Origin of the sequence: Enterobacter sp. 301B, from assembly GCF_003850715.1 — a bacterium.
GTDB lineage: Bacteria > Pseudomonadota > Gammaproteobacteria > Enterobacterales > Enterobacteriaceae > Enterobacter > Enterobacter intestinihominis.
On record NZ_PQTC01000010.1, the window covers coordinates 56531 to 79255 of the forward strand.

Genomic DNA, 22725 nt, shown 5'->3' on the forward strand with positions numbered 1-22725 from the left:
ACCCGCGTAGTCGCGGGTTTTTTCGTAAACCGTGCCGATTACAGGCTGGATACGTTCTCAGACAGGTATTTAGCTACGCCGTCTGGGGAAGCCGCCATACCTTCTTTACCTTTTTCCCACTGAGCCGGGCACACTTCACCGTGCTCTTCGTGGAACTGGAGCGCGTCAACCATGCGCAGCATTTCGTCAATGTTACGACCCAGCGGCAGATCGTTCACAACCTGGTGACGAACGATGCCGTTCGCGTCGATCAGGAAAGAACCACGCAGCGCAACGCCAGCGTCCGGATGTTCGATACCGTAAGCCTGCTGGATTTCGCGTTTGATGTCCGCAACCATCGCGTATTTCACCGCACCGATGCCGCCGTTTTCGACAGGGGTGTTACGCCATGCGTTGTGTACAAATTCAGAGTCGAAGGAGACGCCAACCACTTCCACGCCACGCTTCTGGAATTCTTCGTAACGTTTGTCGAACGCGATCAGCTCAGACGGGCAAACGAAAGTGAAGTCCATTGGCCAGAAGAACAGAACGGTCGCTTTACCGTTGGTGTGCTGTTTGAAGTTGAAGTTTTCAACGATTTCACCGTTGCCCAGAACGGCGGCAGCTGTAAAATCCGGAGCCGGACGAGTTACCAGAACCATATGATTCTCCTGTAGATACTAAGGTTATTTGGAACGCAACGCGGGCCAGTATAGAGGCAGCGCGGGAATAAGACAAAGAGGTGGTAACAATCGTTCCACCAGCTTTTACCTATCAATCGAACCGGCATCACAGTTCTTTATTTTTCGCCTGCGCCATCATGCGCGGGTAGAACTGCCAGAAGCGCGTCTCCAGCGCGTCATAATGTTCGTCCAGGTCGTGCCAGGAGTCGCGCAGCGCGTCCAGACGCGGTCGACGGCTGGCCATGCCGTTGAGCACGTTCTGAATGAAATCCATCTCGCGGTAACGCTCCAGCCAGCGTTCAGACCACAGATAGTTATTCAGATTCACAAAGCGCGGTGGGGAGTCCGGCAAAATGATCGACACCTGCGCGTGGGCGTAGCGCACAAACTCAGGCAGCGACATATCAGGCGACAGCTGGGACCAGTGGCGCGACAGGAAATGATCCCACATGACGTCGAGCGTGATCGGCGCCACGCGTCGCGTTTCGGGGCGGAACCAGGCTTTGGCTTCCGTCACTTCCGGCAAGTTATCGGTCAGCACGTCGATACGGCGGTGCATAAAAATCCCGTCGATAACCTCGGGGGAATAATCTTCCGCGGGGTTGCCGCGTACGAAATCGGCCAGCAAATTGCCGGAGAGGGAGCTGTCCGCGAGGTGAGCGAGATGCAGGTGAGCGAGAAAATTCATGCGTTTTATTCGTCCGGTGGCGGCTAGTTGTTGCAGCAAAAGGGTGTGAGCACTAGACTATGCCGCCTGTTTTTAAGTCACGAGTATACGTCATGCGCGTCGCCGATTTCTCCTTTGAACTACCTGAATCCCTGATTGCTCACTACCCCATGCCTGAGCGTAGCAGCTGTCGCTTGCTGTCACTGGACGGGCCAACGGGCGCGCTGACGCACGGTACTTTCACCGATCTGCTCGACAAGCTCAACCCTGGCGATCTGCTGGTCTTTAACAATACCCGCGTGATCCCAGCGCGTCTGTTTGGCCGTAAAGCCAGCGGCGGCAAGATTGAGGTGCTGGTCGAACGTATGCTCGATGATAAACGTATTCTGGCACATATTCGCGCATCCAAAGCGCCGAAGCCGGGCGCTGAACTGCTGCTGGGTGATGACGAGAGCATCAAAGCGACCATGACCGCGCGTCACGACGCGCTGTTCGAGGTGGAGTTCAACGACGAGCGCACGGTGCTTGATATCCTCAACGCCATCGGCCACATGCCGCTGCCGCCGTACATTGAACGCCCGGATGAAGAAGCCGACCGCGAGCTGTATCAGACCGTCTACAGCCAGAAGCCTGGCGCAGTGGCGGCGCCAACGGCGGGCCTGCACTTTGATGAACCGCTGCTGGAAAAGTTGCGCGCCAAGGGTATTGAGATGGCCTTCGTGACGCTGCACGTCGGCGCGGGGACGTTCCAGCCGGTGCGCGTGGACAGCATCGAAGACCACATCATGCACTCTGAGTATGCCGAAGTGCCGCAGGAGGTGGTTGATGCGGTGCTGGCGGCGAAAGCGCGCGGTAGCCGCGTCGTGGCCGTCGGTACAACGTCGGTACGTTCCCTTGAGAGCGCTGCGCAGGCCGCGAAAAAAGAGCTGATTGAGCCCTTCTTTGGCGATACGCAGATCTTTATCTACCCGGGCTATCAGTACAAAGTCATTGATGCGCTGGTGACCAACTTCCATCTGCCTGAATCGACGCTGATTATGCTGGTCTCCGCGTTTGCGGGGTATCAGCATACGATGAACGCCTACAAGTCTGCGGTAGAACAAAAATATCGCTTTTTTAGCTACGGTGACGCGATGTTTATCACGTACAATCCGCAGGCTTTGAATGAGCGTGTCGGGGAATAAGTCCGCGGCACCGTGTTACAACGTTGGACTGTTTTTCTGACGTCGGAGAAAAAATGAAATTTGAACTCGATACCACCGATGGCCGCGCGCGTCGCGGTCGCCTGGTGTTTGATCGCGGCGTGGTAGAAACCCCCGCGTTTATGCCTGTGGGCACGTACGGCACCGTAAAAGGAATGACGCCGGAAGAAGTTGAAGCCACTGGCGCACAGATAATTCTCGGCAACACCTTCCACCTGTGGCTGCGTCCAGGCCAGGAGATCATGAAGCTCCACGGCGACCTGCACGACTTCATGCAGTGGAAAGGCCCCATCCTCACCGACTCCGGCGGTTTCCAGGTCTTCAGCCTGGGCGATATCCGTAAGATCACCGAGCAGGGCGTACACTTCCGTAACCCGATCAACGGCGATCCAATCTTCCTCGATCCGGAAAAGTCTATGGAGATTCAGTACGATCTCGGCTCCGATATCGTGATGATCTTCGACGAATGTACGCCATACCCGGCGGACTGGGACTATGCCAAACGTTCCATGGAGATGTCCCTGCGTTGGGCGAAGCGTAGCCGCGACCGTTTTGACTCCCTGCAAAACAAAAATGCGCTGTTCGGCATTATCCAGGGCAGCGTTTACGAAGATTTACGCGATATCTCGGTTAAAGGTCTGGTAGAGATAGGCTTTGATGGCTACGCTGTCGGCGGTTTGGCTGTGGGTGAGCCGAAGGAAGATATGCACCGTATTCTGGAGCATGTCTGCCCGCAAATCCCGGCGGATAAACCACGATACCTGATGGGTGTGGGTAAACCAGAAGATCTGGTGGAAGGCGTACGTCGCGGCATTGATATGTTCGACTGCGTTATGCCAACCCGAAACGCACGTAACGGTCATCTGTTCGTTACCGATGGCGTGGTGAAAATCCGTAACGCGAAGCATAAGAGTGACACCAGCCCGCTCGATTCCGAGTGCGATTGCTATACCTGTCGCAATTATTCTCGCGCGTATCTGCATCATCTCGATCGTTGCAACGAGATTTTGGGGGCGCGTCTCAATACCATTCATAATCTTCGTTATTATCAGCGCTTAATGGCTGGTTTACGTAAGGCTATCGAAGAGGGTAAATTAGAGAGCTTCGTGACCGATTTCTACCAACGTCAGGGGCGGGATGTTCCACCGTTGAACGTTGATTAATTTTAATAATGAGGGAATTTGAATGAGCTTTTTTATTTCTGATGCGGTAGCAGCAACGGGTGCACCAGCGCAGGGCAGCCCGATGTCTCTGATTCTGATGCTGGTTGTGTTCGGTCTGATCTTCTACTTCATGATCCTGCGTCCACAGCAGAAGCGTACTAAAGAGCACAAAAACCTGATGAACTCCATCGCGAAGGGCGATGAAGTCCTGACCAATGGTGGCCTGGTGGGTCGCGTAACCAAAGTAGCGGAAAACGGCTACATTGCTATCGCCCTGAACGACACCACTGAAGTGGTTATCAAACGTGACTTCGTAGCTGCCGTTCTGCCGAAAGGCACCATGAAGGCGCTGTAATCCCAACTTTTCCCAAAGGGAACTGCCGTGTTAAACCGTTATCCTTTGTGGAAGTACATCATGCTGGTCGTCGTGATTATCGTCGGCCTGCTGTACGCGCTTCCCAACCTGTATGGTGAGGATCCGGCCGTTCAAATCACTGGCGCGCGCGGTGTCGCCGCCAGTGAGCAAACGCTGATCCAGGTCCAGAAAACGTTACAAGAAGAAAAAATTACCGCTAAGTCTGTGGCACTGGAAGAGGGCGCAATTCTTGCTCGCTTCGACACCACCGACACGCAGCTCCGCGCACGTGAAGCGCTGATGGGCGTGCTGGGTGATAAATATGTCGTGGCGCTTAACCTTGCTCCTGCAACCCCACGCTGGCTGGCTGCGCTGAACGCAGAGCCAATGAAACTGGGTCTTGACCTGCGTGGCGGCGTTCACTTCCTGATGGAAGTGGATATGGATACCGCGCTCGGCAAGCTACAGGAACAGAATATCGACAGCCTGCGCAGCGATCTGCGCGATAAAGGCATTCCGTACACCACCGTACGTAAAGAAGATAACTACGGCATGAGCATCACGTTCCGCGACAGCGCGGCACGCGATCAGGCTGTGACCTATCTGTCTCAACGTCACCGCGATCTGGTGATCACCTCTCAGGGCAGCAACCAGCTGCGTGCGGTAATGACCGACGCGCGTCTGAGTGAAGCACGTGAGTACGCCGTTCAGCAGAACATTAACATTCTGCGTAACCGTGTAAACCAGCTGGGCGTGGCTGAGCCACTGGTACAGCGTCAGGGTGCTGACCGTATCGTGGTCGAACTGCCAGGTATCCAGGATACCGCCCGTGCGAAAGAGATTCTGGGTGCGACGGCGACTCTGGAGTTCCGTCTGGTTAACGCCAACGTTGACCAGGCTGCTGCGGCTTCAGGCCGTGTGCCGGGCGATTCCGAAGTGAAACAGACCCGCGAAGGCCAGCCGGTTGTGCTGTACAAACGCGTGATCCTGACCGGTGACCATATCACCGACTCCACTTCAAGCCAGGATGAGTACAACCAGCCGCAGGTTAACATCTCGCTGGACAGCGCAGGTGGCAACATCATGTCTAACTTCACCAAGGACAACATCGGCAAGCCGATGGCGACCCTGTTCGTGGAGTACAAAGACAGCGGTAAGAAAGACGCCAATGGCCGTGCCGTGCTGGTGAAAGAGGAAGAGGTGATTAACATCGCCAACATCCAGTCTCGTCTGGGTAACAGCTTCCGTATTACCGGTATCAGCAACCCGAACGAAGCGCGTCAGCTCTCTCTGCTGCTGCGTGCCGGTGCGCTGATTGCGCCAATTCAGATTGTTGAAGAGCGTACCATCGGTCCAACCCTGGGTATGCAGAACATCAAGCAGGGTCTGGAAGCGTGTCTGGCCGGTCTGGCGGTGTCCATCATCTTCATGATCTTCTTCTATAAGAAGTTCGGCCTGATTGCGACCTCCGCGCTGATTGCCAACCTGGTGCTGATCATCGGTATCATGTCCCTGCTGCCGGGGGCGACGCTAACCATGCCGGGTATCGCGGGTATCGTTCTAACCCTTGCGGTGGCGGTCGACGCCAACGTACTGATAAACGAACGTATTAAAGAAGAGCTGAGCAACGGTCGTTCTGTACAGCAGGCGATTGAAGAAGGCTACAAAGGGGCGTTCAGCTCCATCTTCGATGCGAACGTAACAACACTGATTAAGGTTCTTATCCTGTATGCAGTGGGTACTGGCGCGATCAAAGGCTTTGCGATTACTACCGGTATCGGTGTCGCAACGTCGATGTTTACCGCTATTGTCGGCACCCGTGCCATCGTGAACCTGCTGTACGGCGGCAAGCGCGTCAAAAAGCTGTCTATCTGAGGAGTGCGTTGTGGCACAGGAATATACTGTTGAACAATTGAACCACGGCCGTAAAGTCTGGGACTTTATGCGCTGGGACTACTGGGCCTTCGGCATTTCAGGTTTTCTGCTGATCTTGTCCATCGTCATTATGGGCGTGAAAGGCTTTAACTGGGGTCTGGATTTCACCGGTGGTACGGTGATCGAAATTACCCTGGAAAAACCGGTCGATATGGACCAGATGCGTGAGTCTCTGCAAAAAGCGGGCTTTGAAGAGCCGCTGCTACAGAACTTCGGCAGCAGCCGCGACATCATGGTGCGTATGCCGCCGGTACACGATGCCAACGGCAGCCAGGAGCTGGGCAGCAAGGTCGTTCAGGTTATTAACGAAACGACCAGCCAGGATGCAACGGTTAAGCGTATTGAGTTTGTCGGCCCGAGCGTTGGTGCTGACCTGGCGCAGACCGGTGCGATGGCGCTGCTGGTGGCGCTGATCTCGATTCTGATTTACGTCGGTTTCCGCTTTGAGTGGCGACTGGCGGCAGGCGTGGTTATCGCTCTGGCGCACGACGTGGTGATCACCATGGGCATACTGTCTTTCTTCCACATTGAGATTGACCTGACGATTGTGGCATCCCTGATGTCCGTTATCGGTTACTCACTGAACGACAGTATCGTGGTATCTGACCGTATTCGTGAAAACTTCCGTAAGATCCGTCGCGGCACGCCGTACGAAATCTTTAACGTGTCGTTGACCCAGACGCTGCACCGTACGTTGATCACCTCCGGCACCACCCTGATGGTGATCCTGATGCTGTTCCTGTTTGGTGGCCCAGTGCTGGAAGGCTTCTCGCTGACCATGCTGATCGGTGTGTCTATCGGTACGGCCTCGTCTATCTACGTCGCGTCCGCGCTGGCGCTGAAGCTGGGCATGAAGCGCGAGCATCTGATCCAGCAGAAAGTCGAGAAAGAAGGGGCGGATCAGCCGTCCATTCTGCCGTAAGAGTCTTATGCGGTATTGAAATCCCGGCCTGCTGGCCGGGATTTTTTTTGTCTACTCCTGACAGTATGCATACCGCTGCTTCCGGCTCGACAGGTGCCTCAATATTGTGCAGACGGAGAGACGCTTTAGCGAAAGTGCGGACAGAGCTCTGGCAGATTTTTTGCGGAAGGTGAAGCAGTAAAAAGCCGGGTGGCGTCTACGCCTTACCCGGCCTACATTCGGATCGTAGGCCCGGCAAGCGCAGCGCCACCGGGCGAAGTCCGCACAGGTTAGAAGTTGTAACCCACGACCAGGTAACCACCCCAACCGGTAGAGCGAACGCTGAAGTCGCCGTTGCCGAAGTTCAGGCTGGCGTCGTCGTTCCACTGACCACCGTTGTGCCAGTAACGCGCAACAACAGAGTAGTGCCAGTGATCGTAGTTCAGCGCCAGAATGTGGCTGGAGGCGATGGAGTTACTGGTACGAGCATGCTTCCCGTTGTTGTCATAGAAGTTATCGTCGCCCAGGTCTGAACCCCAGTCAAAGTTGGTGAAGCCGATATAGCTCAGGTTACCGCCCCACAGCTGAGTGATTGGCACAAAGTATTTCACTTTGAAACGGTAGCCATCCCACTCGTTCTCATTTGATGCGCCATAGTTCTGCCACTGGTATTTCGCATACACGTTCAGTGACAGGCTCATTGGCAGGCCGGTTTCGATGTCAGTACCCAGACCCATATACCAGGTGCTCTGTTCCTGAGAATCGTTGCGACCCATGTCATAGATGTAGTTGTTCGCGAAGTACCACTCTTTGAACGGACCAAACGCCAGGCTGGTGCCGGTCAGTTTGTCGATAGAGAAACGCGGTTCGATTTCCATGAACAGCGGGGAGCCATTGTTCCAGATACCTTTCGCATCGGAGTTACCGCCGAAGAATACCGGCAGATCGACGTAGCCGTAGAAATCAAACCAGTCTTTTTTAGCGAATGCTTCGTACTCGAGGTAAGTATCGTTGCGGATCTGCGGCCCGAAACGGGTGTGGTAGCTGCCTACCACGTTAACGCTCTGGTGCCACCAGTCGGAGAGATATTGTGGTTTGTCGTTTTCCGCTGCGTTAACAGTGAAAGAGGAGGACAGTGCCAGCACGGCGCCAGCTGCGAGTAATGTTTTTTTCATAATCATGCCACTGATTGAAATTCCCTTCCGGGAGTGAAAAATGCGCGAATTGCGTTTCTAAATATTTCGTGTTTCTGCGGAGCCTATTATAGGAATCCTTGCTCACAAAAATATGTGTTGTTTCACATATCTCTCACATACGTAATCGATTGCGTTCACGTTTGCGTACTTTAAACGGCCGGGATTGTAGCGGCAATCATTTATGTTGCCAATCCATACGAAATGTAAATGTTAGCGGAGTGACATTTCACTCCGCTAAAAGGGCGGGTTATTGCGCGGCAGGTTGAATGTCGTGAATGCGGATAAAGCCCAACTGTTCTGGCGTCAGTCCGCTCAGCTGGAGCGGGATATCAACATCGCTCGGTGCCAGCGTGCTGGCGGGGGCGGTGAAGAGCTGATTCTTCACATTCACCTCCTGATAGCTCTCCGTGGTGCCCTGAATCTGGCCCCACTCTACGGTGCCGCTGAAGGCGGGAAGCGGATCGTTGGATTCACCCTGAATGCGTAATGTTGCGCGCGTACCATCGGCATTCGCTGCAACATTCACCAGAGACATCCTTAGCGTGCCAATCTGGCTGTTCAGACGCGCGGGCGTGTTTGCGCCCGGCAATAAATAAACGCCATTGCTGGATTTGGCATTCAGCGCGTTCTGCTGGGTGATCTTCACGGTTTCTTTATTAAGTTTGTCCATCGCCACATTGAGCGTATTCACGCTTTGTTTCATCTCGCGAACTTCACTTTGCTGTGCGCAGGCGCTGAGCGTGAACAGGCTCCCAACCAGCACTATTTTCAGGTAACGTCTTGTCATTGCGTTTAATTCCTTGAAATCACACATTGCTGCAATGGTAGACAGGATAGTGGCGTCAGGCATAGATCCTTTGTCTCAAAAAGCTCTTCCTTTGTTGTCGGGCCAGTTCAGGGTAAAATAGAAATCAGTTAACCAGATAACAGGGACATCGTATGCATTGCCCATTTTGCTCCGCTGTGGATACCAAAGTCATCGACTCACGTCTTGTAGGCGAAGGGTCTTCCGTGCGTCGTCGTCGGCAGTGTCTGGTGTGCAACGAGCGTTTTACCACCTTCGAGGTGGCAGAGCTGGTAATGCCGCGCGTGGTAAAAAGTAACGATGTGCGCGAACCGTTCAATGAAGAAAAACTGCGTAGCGGGATGCTCAAGGCGCTGGAAAAACGGCCCGTCAGCTCCGATGACGTCGAAATGGCGTTAAATCATATTAAATCTTATCTGCGGGGGCTAGGTGAGCGCGAAGTGCCGAGCAAAATGATCGGTAACCTGGTGATGGAACAGCTAAAAAAGCTCGATAAAGTCGCCTATATTCGCTTCGCCTCCGTTTACCGCAGCTTCGAAGACATTAAAGAGTTTGGCGAAGAGATCGCCCGCTTACAGGATTAAGCCTATGCAGGACGAGATGTACATGGCGAGAGCCATGAAGCTGGCGCAGCGCGGTCGGTTTACCACTCACCCTAACCCTAATGTCGGGTGCGTCATTGTTAAAGATGGCGAGATCGTGGGTGAAGGTTTTCACTACCGCGCAGGCGAGCCGCACGCTGAAGTGCATGCCCTGCGCATGGCGGGGGAGAGGGCGCGTGGCGCGACGGCCTACGTGACGCTGGAGCCATGCAGTCATCACGGGCGCACGCCTCCGTGCTGCGAAGCACTGATTGCGGCGGGAGTCTCGCGCGTTGTCGCCGCCATGCAGGATCCTAACCCGCAGGTGGCGGGCCGCGGGCTGTATCGTCTGCAACAGGAAGGGATCGACGTCAGTCACGGCCTGATGATGCAGGATGCCGAAGCCATCAACAAAGGCTTCCTGAAGCGTATGCGCACCGGTTTCCCGTTTATCCAGCTTAAGCTTGGCGCGTCACTGGATGGCCGCACGGCGATGGCGAACGGCGAGAGCCAGTGGATCACCTCGCCACAGGCAAGGCGCGATGTGCAACGTCTGCGTGCGCAAAGCCATGCTATTCTCACCAGCAGTGAAACGGTGCTGGCTGACGATCCGGTCCTGACCGTGCGCTGGGATGAGCTGAATGCCGATACCCAGGCACTCTATCCGCAGGAGAACCTGCGTCAGCCGCTGCGCATTATTATTGATAGCCAGAACCGCGTGACGCCGGAGCACCGCATCGTGCAGCAGCCGGGGGAAACCTGGATTGCCCGCACCAAAGAAGATACGCGCGAATGGCCGCAAGGCGTGCGCAGCATTATGGTGCCGGAACACAACGGGCATCTCGATCTGGTGGTGCTGATGATGCTGCTGGGTAAACAGCAGGTCAACAGCATCTGGGTCGAAGCCGGTCCGACGCTCGCCGGCGCGCTGCTCCAGGCAGGGCTGGTGGATGAGCTTCTGGTCTACGTTGCGCCTAAACTGTTAGGTAACGACGCGCGCGGCCTGTTTGTGCTGCCCGGCCTTGAAAAACTGGCCGATGCGCCGCAACTCTCATTCAGCGAGATTCGTCCGGTAGGCCCGGATGTCTGCCTCCATTTAACGACAGCGTAATTGCTCCTGAAATAGGGAAGCAGTGCGCAAAGTATTATGATAAAATCCGCCCCCCTGCGGGGCCAAATGAACCCGTAAAGGAAGAGTATGAACATTATTGAAGCTGCTGTAGCTACCCCGGACGCTCGCGTCGCCATCACCATTGCGCGTTTCAACAACTTCATCAACGACAGCCTGCTGGAAGGTGCGGTTGACGCCCTGAAACGTATCGGCCAGGTTAAAGATGACAACATTACCGTCGTTTGGGTACCAGGTGCTTACGAACTGCCACTGGCAGCGGGCGCGCTGGCGAAAACCGGTAAATACGACGCGGTGATTGCACTGGGTACTGTTATTCGTGGCGGCACTGCGCACTTCGAATACGTTGCGGGCGGTGCAAGCAATGGTCTGGCGCACGTTGCACAGGATGCTGAAATTCCTGTCGCGTTCGGCGTACTGACTACTGAAAGTATTGAACAAGCCATCGAACGTGCTGGCACCAAAGCCGGTAACAAAGGTGCAGAAGCTGCACTGACCGCGCTTGAAATGATCAATGTATTGAAAGCCATCAAGGCCTGATTTTTTTGTAAGGGGAATTCCGTGAAACCTGCTGCTCGTCGCCGCGCCCGTGAATGTGCCGTCCAGGCACTTTACTCCTGGCAGTTGTCCCAGAACGACATCGCTGATGTTGAATACCAGTTCCTGTCAGAACAGGACGTGAAAGACGTTGACGTTCTGTACTTCCGTGAACTGCTGTCGGGAGTGGCGACTAATAGCGCGTATCTCGATGGTCTGATGAAGCCATACCTGTCCCGTCTGCTCGAAGAGCTGGGCCAGGTCGAAAAAGCAGTGTTGCGTATCGCGCTGTTTGAGCTGTCTAAACGTGATGATGTGCCGTACAAAGTGGCCATCAACGAAGCGATCGAACTGGCAAAAACCTTCGGCGCTGAAGACAGCCACAAGTTTGTAAACGGCGTGCTGGATAAAGCCGCACCTGCGATCCGTCCCCACAAAAAGTGATCCGCAAACCGGAGTCTTGCATTGCCTTTTTGGCAGTGCGGCTCCGGTTTTTTTCTTTTATTTGCTGAGGCATAACGTATGGCATGCGGCGAATTCTCCCTGATTGCCCGTTATTTCGACCGTGTCAGAACCTCTCGTCTTGATGTTGAAACCGGCATTGGCGATGACTGCGCACTTCTCAATATTCCCGAAAAACAGACGCTGGCAATCAGCACCGACACCTTAGTATGTGGGCGTCACTTCCTGCCCGATATCGATCCTGCCGACCTGGCGTATAAGGCGCTGGCGGTCAACGTTAGCGATTTGGCGGCAATGGGCGCCGACCCGGCCTGGCTGACGCTGGCTCTGACCCTGCCGGAGGTGGATGAAGCCTGGCTTGAAGCCTTCAGCGATGCCCTGTTTGAACAGCTGAATTATTACGATATGCAGCTGATTGGCGGTGATACCACCGCCGGGCCGCTGTCGATGACCCTGGCAATCCACGGCTATGTGCCAGCGGGGCGCGCGCTGAAGCGTTCGGGCGCAAAACCGGGCGACTGGATCTACGTGACCGGTACGCCGGGGGATAGCGCGGCCGGGCTGGCGATCCTTCAGAACCGTTTAGCAGTTGAAGATGCTGACGATGCGGCGTACCTGGTGAAGCGCCACCTGCGGCCCACGCCGCGTATTTTGCACGGTCAGGCGCTGCGCGAGCGGGCCAGTTCTGCTATCGATCTCTCTGACGGGCTGATCTCCGATCTCGGCCATATCCTGAAGGCCAGTGGCGTGGGCGCACGGATCGATCTGGATCTGTTCCCACTGTCAGAGCCGTTGCGTCGCCATGCCGATCCTGAACAGGCGCTGCGCTGGGCACTATCCGGTGGGGAAGATTATGAGCTGTGCTTTACCGTTCCCGAGCTGAATCGCGGGACGCTGGATGTGGCGTTAGCGCATCTGGGGGCGAAATTTACCTGCATCGGGCAGGTGATGCCGGAAAGTGAAGGGCTGCTGTTTGTCCGCGACGGCGCCCCGGTTACGCTTGACTGGAAAGGGTACGATCACTTCGCGTAATTTTGTGCGCTCTGTATTGCCGGGTGGCGCTGCGCTTACCCGGCCTACGGATTTTGTTCCCTGAATTGTTTATTTAAACCCTACCACCGGATGTTGCTGATACGGCGTCTCCAGCTCGGCAATCTGCTCCGGCGTCAACGATAAGTCCACCGCACTCAACAACTCGTCCAGCTGTTCTTCCCGCGATGTGCCCACAATCGGCGCGGCGACACCGCGCTTGCTCAGCAGCCACGCCAGCGCTACCTGCGCGCGCGTTGCACCGATATCGTCGGCGATCCCGGCTAATCGTTCGGCAATTAACGCATCGCTGGCTTCTGTATCGTCATACAGATTTTTACCTACTTCATCCGATACCAGCCGGGCGGTAGTTTCACCCCACGGACGGGTTAACCTTCCGCGCGCCAGCGGGCTCCACGGGATCACCGCCACGCCTTCCTGGTAGCAGAGCGGCAGCATCTCGCGTTCTTCTTCCCGGTAGATCAGGTTGTAGTGATCCTGCATAGTGACAAAGCGCGCCCAGCCATGCTGCGCCTGGAGATCGAGCGCCTGAGCAAACTGTGAGGCATGCATGGACGATGCGCCGATGTAGCGCGCTTTACCGGCTTTCACGACATCGTTCAACGCTTCAAGCGTCTCTTCGATCGGCGTGTTGTAATCCCAGCGGTGAATTTGCAGCAGGTCGACGTAATCCATGTTCAGGCGTCTGAGGCTGTCATCAATGGAGCGCAGGATTTGCGTGCGAGAAAGGCCTTCCGCCAGATCGCCTGACGGGTAATACACCTTGGTGGCGACCACAATCTCATCCCGACGGGCAAAATCTCGCAGGGCGCGGCCCACAATCTCTTCGCTGCTGCCGTCGGAGTAGCTGTTGGCGGTATCGAAGAAGTTGATGCCGCCGTCAATGGCGCGCTTAATGATAGGGCGGCTGCTCTCTTCCGGCAGCGTCCAGGCGTGATTTCCCCGGTCAGGCTCGCCAAACGTCATGCAGCCCAGGCAAAGCCGGGACACCTTGAGGTCTGTTTTTCCTAATGTCGTGTATTGCATGGTTCCGCTCCTGCTGTTTAAACAATACGTTTAAGCATAGCAGGAGCAGAAAAGGGGAGGGATCAGGCCAGCCAGGTGCGGATTTTAGCTTCGATACCGACGGCGTCCAGGCCAATGTCGGCGCGCGCCTCGTCCTGAGTGCCTTGCGGGATGAAGTGGTCCGGCAGGCCGAGATTAAGCACCGGAACGACTTTACGGTTCGCCATCAGCACTTCGTTCACACCGCTACCCGCGCCACCCATGATGGCGTTCTCTTCCAGCGTGACCAGCACTTCATGGCTTTCCGCCATGCTCAGAATCAGAGATTCATCGAGCGGCTTCACAAATCGCATATCGACGAGCGTCGCATTCAGGGTTTCAGCGACTTTTGCCGCTTCCGGCATCAGGGTACCAAAGTTCAGGATCGCCACTTTTTCACCGCGACGTTTCACCAGACCTTTACCGATGTCCAGTTTTTCCAGCGGCCGTAATTCAACGCCAAGGGCATTGCCGCGTGGATAACGTACCGCACAGGGACCGTCCTGATAGTGGTAACCGGTATACAGCATCTGACGACACTCGTTTTCGTCGCTTGGCGTCATGATCACCATGTCCGGGATGCAGCGCAGGAAGGAGAGGTCAAATGCGCCCTGGTGCGTCTGGCCGTCAGCCCCCACGATGCCCGCACGGTCGATAGCAAACAGCACCGGCAGCTTCTGGATGGCAACGTCATGGATCACCTGATCGTAGGCGCGTTGCAGGAAGGTAGAGTAAATCGCTACCACCGGCTTGTAGCCGCCAATCGCCAGGCCCGCTGCGAAGGTCACCGCGTGCTGCTCGGCAATGGCGACGTCGAAATACTGGTCCGGGTATTTTTTGGAAAACTCCACCATGCCGGAGCCTTCACGCATGGCAGGCGTCACCGCCATCAGCGTGTTGTCTTTCGCCGCCGTTTCGCACAGCCAGTCGCCAAAGATTTTTGAGTAGCTCGGCATCCCGCCGCTGCTTTTCGGCAGACAACCGCTGGTATGGTCGAACTTGGGCACCGCGTGGAAGGTGATCGGATCTTTTTCCGCCGGTTCGTAACCACGCCCTTTTTTGGTCATGATATGCAGGAACTGCGGGCCTTTCAGGTCGCGCATGTTTTTAAGCGTCGTCACCAGACCTAACACATCGTGGCCGTCCACCGGGCCAATATAGTTAAAGCCCAGCTCTTCAAACAGCGTACCCGGCACGACCATGCCTTTGATATGTTCTTCGGTACGCTTAAGCAGCTCTTTGATCGGCGGTACGCCGGAGAAGACTTTTTTCCCGCCTTCGCGCAGTGAGGAGTAAAGCTTACCGGACAGCAGCTGCGCCAGATGGTTATTCAGCGCGCCGACGTTCTCGGAGATCGACATTTCGTTATCGTTGAGGATCACCAGCATGTCCGGTTTGATATCGCCCGCGTGGTTCATGGCCTCAAAAGCCATCCCGGCGGTGATCGCCCCGTCACCAATCACGCAGACGGTACGGCGTTGCTTATTCTCTTTTTCGGCGGCAACGGCAATCCCGATGCCTGCGGAAATGGAGGTGGAAGAGTGGCCGACGCTTAACACGTCAAACTCGCTCTCGCCGCGCCACGGGAACGGATGCAGGCCGCCTTTCTGGCGAATGGTGCCAATCTTATCGCGACGTCCGGTCAGAATTTTGTGCGGATAGGCCTGGTGGCCAACATCCCAGATCAGCTGATCGAACGGCGTGTTATAGACGTAATGCAACGCCACGGTCAGCTCAACCGTGCCAAGTCCGGAGGCGAAGTGGCCGCTGGAGCGGCTAACGCTGTCGAGCAGGTAGCGACGCAGCTCGTCACACAGCTTCGGCAGACTCTCTTTCGGCAACAGACGTAACTCCTGAGTGGAGTCAACTAACGCCAGTGTCGGGTATTTGGCAATATCAAAACTCATCAAAGGCTCATCGAGATATATAGTTTATTTATTACGCTGGATTATGTAGTCCGCTAGCGCTTCCAGTGCCGAGGTATCCAGCGATTGCGCGGCCAGCTCATTCAGTGACCGGCGGGCATCGTCTATCAGATCCCGGGCTTTACGTTGGGCATGCTCAAGGCCCAACAGGGCGGGGTAGGTACTTTTGCCAAGCTGCTGATCCGCACCCTGACGTTTTCCCAGTGTTGCAGTATCGCCCACCACATCCAGAATGTCATCCTGAACCTGGAATGCCAGACCGATACTTTCTGCGTATCTGTCCAGAATCGGCAGGGCTTTGCGCCCGCGTTCACCCGCGCTCAGTGCGCCCAGACGAACGGCTGCCCGAATCAGGGCGCCCGTTTTGTGACGGTGGATGCGCTCCAGCTGTTCCAGAGTTACCTGACGACCTTCAGCCTCTAAATCCAGCGCCTGGCCGCCGCACATCCCGGCGACGCCGCTGGCCATTGCCAGTTCGGACACCATTGCCAGACGATCGCGATCGCTCACTTCAACCATCGGCGCATCGCTCAGAATAGAGAACGCCAGGGTTTGCAGCGCATCACCCGCCAGAATGGCATTCGCTTCGCCGAACTTAATGTGGCAGGTCGGCTGACCGCGACGCAGATCGTCATCGTCCATGGCCGGCAAATCATCGTGGATCAGCGAATAGGCGTGGATACACTCCACGGCGGCTGCCGGGGCGTCCAGCGTGTTATCGCTGATACCGAACATGTTGCCCGTGGCATACACCAGGAACGGACGCAGGCGTTTACCCCCCAAGAGTGCGCCATAGTGCATGGCTTCAACCAGAGGAGTGTTCTGAAAAGGCTGCGGCTCAATGAAACGGCGCAGCGCGTCGTTGGCGCGGATGACGCGCGCCTGAAGCGCGTTGGAGAAATCCATTTACTCGGCGTCCGGTGTGAATGGCGTGGTTTTAGCGTCTTCGCTGTCGGAAAGCAGGATCTGCACACGCTGCTCGGCCTGCTGGAGTTTTACCTGCCCCTGGCGCGCGAGCTGCACGCCGCGTTCAAATTCGTTGAGCGCGTCTTCCAGCGGGAGATCGCCGCTCTCAAGACGGGTAACGATCTGCTCCAGTTCACTCAGCGCAGTTTCGAAACTGGCCGGTGCGTCGTTTTTCTTCGGCATAGTGAATTGACTCTTAAATTTTTCGCCCTGACATGGTAACGGACTCGGGGCAATTATCAAATAACGCGAGTGGCGCGATGGTGGTATACTTGCGCGCCTGGATGCAGCCACGGGTGTGGGCTGCTGTATCATTTTCCACTACAAGCCTTTATAAGCTTGCCTAAGAAACATTGCCGCCATGAAGTTTATCATTAAATTGTTCCCTGAAATCACCATCAAAAGCCAATCCGTGCGTTTGCGCTTTATTAAAATTCTCACCGGGAACATTCGTAACGTATTAAAACACTACGACGAAACGCTCGCCGTGGTGCGTCACTGGGACCACGTTGAAGTCCGCGCGAAAGACGAAAACAAACGTCTTGATATTCGCGACGCGCTGACCCGTATCCCGGGTATTCACCATATTCTGGAAGTGGAAGACGTTCCCTTCACCGATATGCACGATATCTTCGAAAAGGCGCTGGTACAGTACCGCGATCAGATCGAAGGGAAAACGTTCTGCGTACGCGTGAAGCGCCGTGGTAAGCATGAGTTTAGCTCCATTGACGTTGAGCGCTATGTCGGCGGCGGTCTGAACCAGCACGTTGAGACGGCGCGCGTGCGCCTGACTAATCCGGACGTTACCGTTAATCTTGAGATCGAAAACGATCGCCTGCTGCTGGTTAAGGGCCGTTATGAAGGTATTGGCGGCTTCCCGATCGGCACGCAAGAAGATGTGCTGTCGCTGATCTCCGGCGGGTTCGACTCCGGCGTTTCCAGCTATATGCTGATGCGTCGCGGCTGCCGCGTGCACTACTGCTTCTTTAATCTGGGCGGCGCGGCGCACGAAATCGGCGTACGTCAGGTGGCGCATTACCTGTGGAACCGTTTCGGCAGCTCTCACCGCGTGCGTTTCGTGGCGATCAACTTTGAGCCAGTGGTTGGCGAAATTCTTGAGAAAGTGGATGACGGCCAGATGGGCGTGGTCCTGAAACGTATGATGGTGCGTGCGGCGTCCAAAGTGGCTGAGCGCTACGGCGTGCAAGCGCTGGTCACCGGTGAAGCACTGGGGCAGGTCTCCAGCCAGACGCTGACCAACCTGCGCCTTATCGACAACGTGTCTGATACGCTGATCCTGCGTCCGCTGATCTCTCACGATAAAGAGCACATCATCGATCTGGCGCGTAAAATCGGTACTGAAGATTTTGCCCGCACCATGCCGGAATATTGCGGCGTGATCTCAAAAAGTCCAACCATTAAAGCGGTGAAGGCGAAGATCGAAGCGGAAGAAGAGAACTTCGATTTCAGCATCCTGGAAAAAGTGGTGGCGGAAGCGTCCAACATCGATATCCGTGAGATCGCCCAGCAGACCGAGCAGGACGTGGTTGAGGTGGAGACGGTCAGCGGCTTCGGTGCTAACGATACGATTCTGGATATTCGTTCTGTTGATGAGCAGGATGACAAGCCGTTGCAGGTGGAAGGCGTGGAGGTGGTTTCGCTGCCGTTCTACAAACTGAGCACCCAGTTTGGCGATCTCGACCAGAGCAAAACGTATCTGCTGTGGTGCGAACGTGGGGTCATGAGCCGTTTACAGGCGCTGTACCTGCGCGAGCAGGGCTTCGCGAACGTGAAGGTGTATCGCCCGTAGCCTATTGCCCGGCGGCGCTTCGCTTACCGGGCCTACGGTACCGTACACTTGTAGGCCGGGTAAGGCGTAGCCGCCACCCGGCTTTTTTTACTCGTAGTAGTTATAAATCCCTGCCGCCATCACCAGCGATGACGCCACTTCGTACGCTTTTTCGCGCCCGACCAGCAGGTCAATAATCTTCAGGCCAAAATCAATGGCGGTACCCGGCCCCTGGCTGGTGAGCAGGTTAACGCGCGGATCCCAGACCACGCGTTTATCCACCCACTGGTCTTCCGGAATCGTATCCTTCAGGCCTGGGAAGCCGGTCATATTGCCGATGGGGAAAATGTCGTGCGGAACCAGTACCGTACCTGCGGCCGCACAGATTGCCGCGACGATACGCCCGGAAAGATGAAACTGACGAACGGTTTCAACCAGCAGCGGGCTGTCGCGGAAACACTCCGCGCCCTTCAGACCGCCCGGCAGCACGATAATGTCGTAATCACCGTCCGCCACCTGTACAAGCGGTGCATCTGCCAGGATCTTGACTCCACGCGAGCAGGTAATCGCCAGACTTCCGTCGCTGGCGACGCTGGCGGTGGTAACCTTAATACCACCACGTACCATCAAATCAATGGTGGTGACCGCTTCTGTCTCTTCGCTACCAGGGGCGAGGCATACCAGTGCCGATGCGCTCATACTCACTCTCCTTTCGTTTAACTAACTCAAACAGACGGCTGTTTTCCGCAACGGTAATGCCGTGTGCCCGGGCGCGTTTTAACAGATAACCGGTAATGTAATCAATTTCGGTATGCCGCATAGCCCGGATATCCTGCAGCATTGAGGAGATATTTTCTGCCGTACTCTCAATGACCTGGTCGACATAATAACGTAAATCGGTTTCTGAGGTGTGGTAGCCTTCGCGTTCAATGACGGCGGCAACTTCCCGGCAAATCAGCGCTAACCGATCGGGATGCTGGCGCAGATCACCGTTAGGGCAATCCAGCAGGGCAGTCAGTGGATTGATCGCGCAGTTGACCGCCAGTTTGCGCCACAGTTCTGCGCGAATGTTATTGTGCCAGGCGACGTCAGGCAGCGTGCTTTGCAGGGTATCCGCAAGATAGCTGTAATCGCCGGGCTGTTCACGCGCCGGGCCGATATGGGTGATGCCACTGGCAACATGAATAATGACGTTACCGTCGCGGCGTGCCGCGTGGGTGGTTGTTCCCATTAGCAGCGGTTGCCGGACAGACTTTAGCTCTTCAATGGTACCCATACCGTTGTGAATCAGCAGGACTGGCGTGCTTTCAGGTAATTGGGCGGCCAGGCTTTTCACCGCATCGGAGACCTGCCAGGCCTTCAGCGTGACCAGCAGCAGATCGCTGCTCGCGAGAAATTCCGGATCGTTTGCCGTCAACGACTCGTTAAAAATTGAACCGTCTGTACCCATCACATTCACACTGCAATAGGGTTGGGGAATTCGCAGCCAGCCCTGAACGTCGTGTCCCTGTTTGCATAGCGCGCTGAGCCAGAGTTGACCAAGGGCGCCGCATCCAAGCACTGTTACTTTCATTGTTCCTCCTCACCTGCAACTGCGCCAGGTGCTAAGACGCTAAGTATAGCGCCATCAGCTAAGCTTCTCGTTATGCCTCGTTGCAGGTATTATGCAACGCAACAAAAATGAAGGGAGAAGAAAAGATGCCATCTTTCGATATTGTTTCTGAAGTTGATCTGCAGGAAGCGCGTAACGGCGTAGATAATGCTATTCGTGAAGTGGAGTCACGTTTCGATTTTCGTGGCGTTGAGGCGACCATTGAACTGAACGACGCGAACAAGACAATCAAAGTACTGAGTGAGTCTGATTTCCAGGTCAACCAACTGCTGGATATCCTGCGCGCCAAGCTGCTCAAGCGCGGCATTGAAGGGACCTCACTTGATGTACCGGAAGATTTTGTTCACAGCGGCAAAACCTGGTTTGTAGAAGCGAAGCTGAAGCAGGGGATTGAAAGCGCGGTACAGAAAAAAATCGTTAAGCTTATCAAAGACAGCAAGCTGAAAGTGCAGGCGCAGATCCAGGGGGAAGAGATCCGCGTGACCGGAAAATCCCGTGATGACCTGCAATCCGTGATGGCGCTGGTGCGTGGCGGCGATCTCGGTCAGCCATTCCAGTTTAAAAACTTCCGCGATTAAGACAATTATGCCCGGCTAAACCGGGCATTTTTTCAGGCCTTCAGCGCCTGCTCTACCTCAAAGCGGTTAGTCACTTTGCTGTCAATTTTGACATACGCACTGCGCTCTTCCGGGACAATCAGCACTTCGCTCACGCCCTCTGTCGCTTCCAGACGCTGTTGTAACGCGTCACCGATTGCCACGTCATCGGGAATTTCCACCCGCAGGCTACTCACATAGCGCGGCTCTTTCATGGTGCTGGCAACAAACAGCCAGAGCATCGCCAGTAGCGCACCGGCGAGGAACACGGTCTGAGAATCAAAAAGGCCGTCCACCCAGCCGCCGAGGGACCCGCCGATCGCCACGCCGAGAAACTGGCTGGTGGAGTAAATGCCCATCGCGGTGCCTTTGTATCCTGCCGGAGACTCTTTGCTGATAAGCGACGGCAGCAGGGCTTCCATCAGATTAAACGCCAGGAAGAACAGCTGTACGCCTGCGATCAGCTCCCAGAAATGTGGGCCGGCGCCCCACAGCACAATCTCGGCAATCAACAGTAACGCCACGCAGCCCACGAAGACGCGTTTCATTTTGCGCTTCACTTCGGCGTAAATAATGAAGGGCACAACGGAGACAAACGAGATCAGCATTGTGACCAGATAAATTTTCCAGTGCTCTGCCGCCGGGAAACCTGCTGCGGCAAGTTGACCGGGCAGGGCGACAAAGGTGGACATCAGCAGAATGTGCAGGCACATAATGCCGAAGTTCAGCTTAAGCAGGCGCGGCTCGGCGATGACTTTGCTGAAGCAGCCTTTGACCATCCCGGATTCACGGTTCAGGACATGGTTTTTACTGTCCGGCACAACCCACAGCGTGAGTGCGATCCCGATGGTTGCCAGCACGGCTATCATCCAGAACAGGGCGTGCAGGCCGAGTGAATGGGTAATAATCGGCCCCAGCACCATGGCAATGGCAAACGTAACGCCGAAGCTGACGCCAATAAACGCCATGGCTTTGGTGCGGTTTTGCTCGCGGGTTAAATCTGACAGCAGCGCCATCACGGCGGCGGCAATCGCCCCGGAACCTTGCAGGGCGCGGCCAAGAATAATTCCCCAGATGGAGTGGGAGAGGGCAGCGATGATGCTGCCAAGTACAAACACCAGCAGCCCGCCGACAATCAGCGGTTTGCGACCCACGCGGTCGGAGAGCAGGCCAAAGGGGATCTGGAATATCGCCTGCGCCAGGCCGTAGATACCGATCGCCAGACCAATCAGCGCTTCGCTGGCACCCTGTAACGCCATGCCATATGTGGTCAGAACGGGCAGGACCATAAACATGCCAAGCATCCGCAGCGAGAAAACAGTCCCTAAACCCCAGGTCGCACGCAGTTCACCTGGCGTCATTTTATAATCGTTCATTACCACCTCTACCAAAAAGCAGGCCATAGTTTAGGCGGGGTGATAAGTGCGGTAAATAGGTGTTTGTTTAAGAGATATTACGAGGGTGTGATAAAAGCACCCCCGGATAAAAAATTACGCCTCGACGCGCAACCCGTAGCTTTTAAATTTCTCAAGAACAATGGCAATTTCATCGTCACTGAGTACCGGAACGGGATCCACGATCGCCAGCGTGGCCAGGTAGAGTTTTGCCAGCACCTCTACCTCCTGCGCCAGCCACAGTGCCTTCTCAAGATTTTCTTCGCAGGTGATCAGACCGTGGTGCTGTAATAGCGTCGCTTTGCGATCGCGTAACGCGACCGCGACATGCTCTGACAGCGCGCGCGTCCCGAAGGTCGCGTAAGGCGCGCAGGGAATGGAGTTTCCCCCGGCGGCGGCAATCATATAGTGAATAGCAGGAATGGGGCGGTTGAGTATCGAGACGGCGGTACAGTTAACCGCATGGTTATGGACGACGGCGTTAGCATCCGGGCGGGTCTGATACACAACCTGATGAAAACGCCATTCGCTGGAGGGCAGTTTATCCTCTTCGTGTCGCCCCTGTGCATCGACATAGACGATACTCTCTTCGGTCAGATGCTCGTAGGGAATTCCGGTCGGCGTAATCAGCATACCGTCGCGATAGCGAACGCTGATATTCCCGGCGGTGCCCTGATTTAATCCCATGCGGGTCATCTCAAGGCAGGTGTCGATAATGTCTCTGGCTAATCGGGCTCGTTCCATTTTTTATTCT

Annotated in this window: 24 protein-coding genes and 1 pseudogene; 13 read left to right on the forward strand and 12 right to left on the reverse strand. The window is 55.5% G+C overall.

What is annotated here, in order from left to right:
* Window positions 1-38: 38 nt before the first annotated feature.
* On the reverse strand, window positions 39-641 hold the full coding sequence (locus tag C3451_RS12875) for a peroxiredoxin C (protein ID WP_003859113.1): 603 nt from the start codon (window positions 639-641) through the stop codon (window positions 39-41).
* 127 nt (window positions 642-768) lie between these two features.
* On the reverse strand, window positions 769-1350 hold the full coding sequence (acpH, locus tag C3451_RS12880; protein WP_032624760.1) for an ACP phosphodiesterase: 582 nt from the start codon (window positions 1348-1350) through the stop codon (window positions 769-771).
* Window positions 1351-1442: 92 nt separating this feature from the next.
* Between acpH and queA the strand changes: the two genes are divergently transcribed.
* The 6 genes and pseudogenes from queA to C3451_RS12910 all read left to right on the forward strand — a co-directional run.
* Entirely contained in the window at window positions 1443-2513 is a 1071-nt protein-coding gene (queA, locus tag C3451_RS12885; protein WP_022647221.1) for a tRNA preQ1(34) S-adenosylmethionine ribosyltransferase-isomerase QueA, read from the forward strand.
* A 53-nt stretch (window positions 2514-2566) separates the two neighbouring features.
* On the forward strand, window positions 2567-3694 hold the full coding sequence (gene tgt / locus C3451_RS12890; RefSeq protein ID WP_003859110.1) for a tRNA guanosine(34) transglycosylase Tgt: 1128 nt from the start codon (window positions 2567-2569) through the stop codon (window positions 3692-3694).
* Window positions 3695-3716: 22 nt separating this feature from the next.
* Window positions 3717-4049, forward strand: coding sequence for a preprotein translocase subunit YajC (yajC, locus tag C3451_RS12895; protein ID WP_003859109.1), 333 nt, complete (start codon window positions 3717-3719; stop codon window positions 4047-4049).
* Window positions 4050-4076: 27 nt separating this feature from the next.
* The gene (gene secD, locus C3451_RS12900; RefSeq protein ID WP_032621613.1) at window positions 4077-5924 is read left to right on the forward strand and encodes a protein translocase subunit SecD; all 1848 of its coding nucleotides are present in this window, start codon (window positions 4077-4079) and stop codon (window positions 5922-5924) included.
* Between the two features lie 10 nt (window positions 5925-5934).
* The gene (secF, locus tag C3451_RS12905; protein ID WP_045622327.1) at window positions 5935-6906 is read left to right on the forward strand and encodes a protein translocase subunit SecF; all 972 of its coding nucleotides are present in this window, start codon (window positions 5935-5937) and stop codon (window positions 6904-6906) included.
* A gap of 70 nt (window positions 6907-6976) precedes the next feature.
* Window positions 6977-7087: pseudogene (locus C3451_RS12910) on the forward strand (DNA-binding transcriptional regulator); the annotation flags it as partial.
* Window positions 7088-7175: 88 nt separating this feature from the next.
* Here the strand turns inward: C3451_RS12910 and C3451_RS12915 are convergent.
* On the reverse strand, window positions 7176-8060 hold the full coding sequence (locus C3451_RS12915) for a nucleoside-specific channel-forming protein Tsx (protein WP_032621817.1): 885 nt from the start codon (window positions 8058-8060) through the stop codon (window positions 7176-7178).
* 268 nt (window positions 8061-8328) lie between these two features.
* Window positions 8329-8868, reverse strand: coding sequence for a DUF3251 domain-containing protein (locus C3451_RS12920; RefSeq protein ID WP_022647224.1), 540 nt, complete (start codon window positions 8866-8868; stop codon window positions 8329-8331).
* A 152-nt stretch (window positions 8869-9020) separates the two neighbouring features.
* On the opposite strand from C3451_RS12920, the gene nrdR reads away from it, so the two are divergent.
* The 5 genes from nrdR to thiL all read left to right on the forward strand — a co-directional run bounded on the left by nrdR (window position 9021) and on the right by thiL (window position 12627).
* Window positions 9021-9470: a transcriptional regulator NrdR gene (gene nrdR, locus C3451_RS12925; RefSeq protein WP_003859099.1), complete on the forward strand. Its 450-nt coding sequence runs from the start codon at window positions 9021-9023 to the stop codon at window positions 9468-9470.
* A gap of 4 nt (window positions 9471-9474) precedes the next feature.
* Window positions 9475-10578: a bifunctional diaminohydroxyphosphoribosylaminopyrimidine deaminase/5-amino-6-(5-phosphoribosylamino)uracil reductase RibD gene (gene ribD, locus C3451_RS12930; protein ID WP_022647225.1), complete on the forward strand. Its 1104-nt coding sequence runs from the start codon at window positions 9475-9477 to the stop codon at window positions 10576-10578.
* A gap of 87 nt (window positions 10579-10665) precedes the next feature.
* The gene (gene ribE, locus C3451_RS12935; RefSeq protein WP_003859098.1) at window positions 10666-11136 is read left to right on the forward strand and encodes a 6,7-dimethyl-8-ribityllumazine synthase; all 471 of its coding nucleotides are present in this window, start codon (window positions 10666-10668) and stop codon (window positions 11134-11136) included.
* A 21-nt stretch (window positions 11137-11157) separates the two neighbouring features.
* Complete coding sequence (nusB, locus tag C3451_RS12940) at window positions 11158-11577, forward strand: transcription antitermination factor NusB (protein ID WP_006809908.1); 420 nt, start codon at window positions 11158-11160, stop codon at window positions 11575-11577.
* Between the two features lie 78 nt (window positions 11578-11655).
* Complete coding sequence (thiL, locus tag C3451_RS12945; protein WP_022647226.1) at window positions 11656-12627, forward strand: thiamine-phosphate kinase; 972 nt, start codon at window positions 11656-11658, stop codon at window positions 12625-12627.
* Between the two features lie 69 nt (window positions 12628-12696).
* Here the strand turns inward: thiL and C3451_RS12950 are convergent, their stop codons facing one another.
* From C3451_RS12950 to xseB, 4 genes are all read right to left on the reverse strand, one after another.
* Window positions 12697-13671: an aldo/keto reductase gene (locus C3451_RS12950; protein WP_023305572.1), complete on the reverse strand. Its 975-nt coding sequence runs from the start codon at window positions 13669-13671 to the stop codon at window positions 12697-12699.
* Window positions 13672-13733: 62 nt separating this feature from the next.
* Complete coding sequence (gene dxs, locus C3451_RS12955) at window positions 13734-15596, reverse strand: 1-deoxy-D-xylulose-5-phosphate synthase (protein ID WP_022647228.1); 1863 nt, start codon at window positions 15594-15596, stop codon at window positions 13734-13736.
* A 24-nt stretch (window positions 15597-15620) separates the two neighbouring features.
* Complete coding sequence (gene ispA, locus C3451_RS12960; RefSeq protein WP_022647229.1) at window positions 15621-16520, reverse strand: (2E,6E)-farnesyl diphosphate synthase; 900 nt, start codon at window positions 16518-16520, stop codon at window positions 15621-15623.
* Window positions 16521-16763 carry an exodeoxyribonuclease VII small subunit gene (gene xseB, locus C3451_RS12965; protein WP_003859094.1) on the reverse strand — a complete coding sequence of 81 codons (243 nt, stop codon included), beginning with the start codon at window positions 16761-16763 and terminating at the stop codon, window positions 16521-16523.
* Window positions 16764-16941: 178 nt separating this feature from the next.
* On the opposite strand from xseB, the gene thiI reads away from it, so the two are divergent.
* On the forward strand, window positions 16942-18390 hold the full coding sequence (gene thiI / locus C3451_RS12970; RefSeq protein WP_022647230.1) for a tRNA uracil 4-sulfurtransferase ThiI: 1449 nt from the start codon (window positions 16942-16944) through the stop codon (window positions 18388-18390).
* Between the two features lie 87 nt (window positions 18391-18477).
* On the opposite strand, the gene yajL is transcribed toward thiI, so the two are convergent.
* Window positions 18478-19068 carry a protein deglycase YajL gene (gene yajL / locus C3451_RS12975; protein WP_022647231.1) on the reverse strand — a complete coding sequence of 197 codons (591 nt, stop codon included), beginning with the start codon at window positions 19066-19068 and terminating at the stop codon, window positions 18478-18480.
* Window positions 19031-19942, reverse strand: a complete 912-nt coding sequence (gene panE / locus C3451_RS12980) for a 2-dehydropantoate 2-reductase (RefSeq protein ID WP_022647232.1) — start codon at window positions 19940-19942, stop codon at window positions 19031-19033. Before panE ends, yajL begins: the two co-directional genes overlap by 38 nt.
* Before the next feature lie 125 nt (window positions 19943-20067).
* Between panE and C3451_RS12985 the strand changes: the two genes are divergently transcribed.
* The gene (locus tag C3451_RS12985; protein WP_022647233.1) at window positions 20068-20559 is read left to right on the forward strand and encodes a YajQ family cyclic di-GMP-binding protein; all 492 of its coding nucleotides are present in this window, start codon (window positions 20068-20070) and stop codon (window positions 20557-20559) included.
* A 32-nt stretch (window positions 20560-20591) separates the two neighbouring features.
* On the opposite strand, the gene C3451_RS12990 is transcribed toward C3451_RS12985, so the two are convergent.
* Window positions 20592-21953 (reverse strand): MFS transporter, encoded by a 1362-nt coding sequence (locus C3451_RS12990; RefSeq protein WP_022647234.1) that lies wholly within the window; start codon window positions 21951-21953, stop codon window positions 20592-20594.
* Between the two features lie 114 nt (window positions 21954-22067).
* The gene (fucA, locus tag C3451_RS12995) at window positions 22068-22715 is read right to left on the reverse strand and encodes an L-fuculose-phosphate aldolase (protein ID WP_017383181.1); all 648 of its coding nucleotides are present in this window, start codon (window positions 22713-22715) and stop codon (window positions 22068-22070) included.
* Between the last annotated feature and the right edge of the window lie 10 nt (window positions 22716-22725).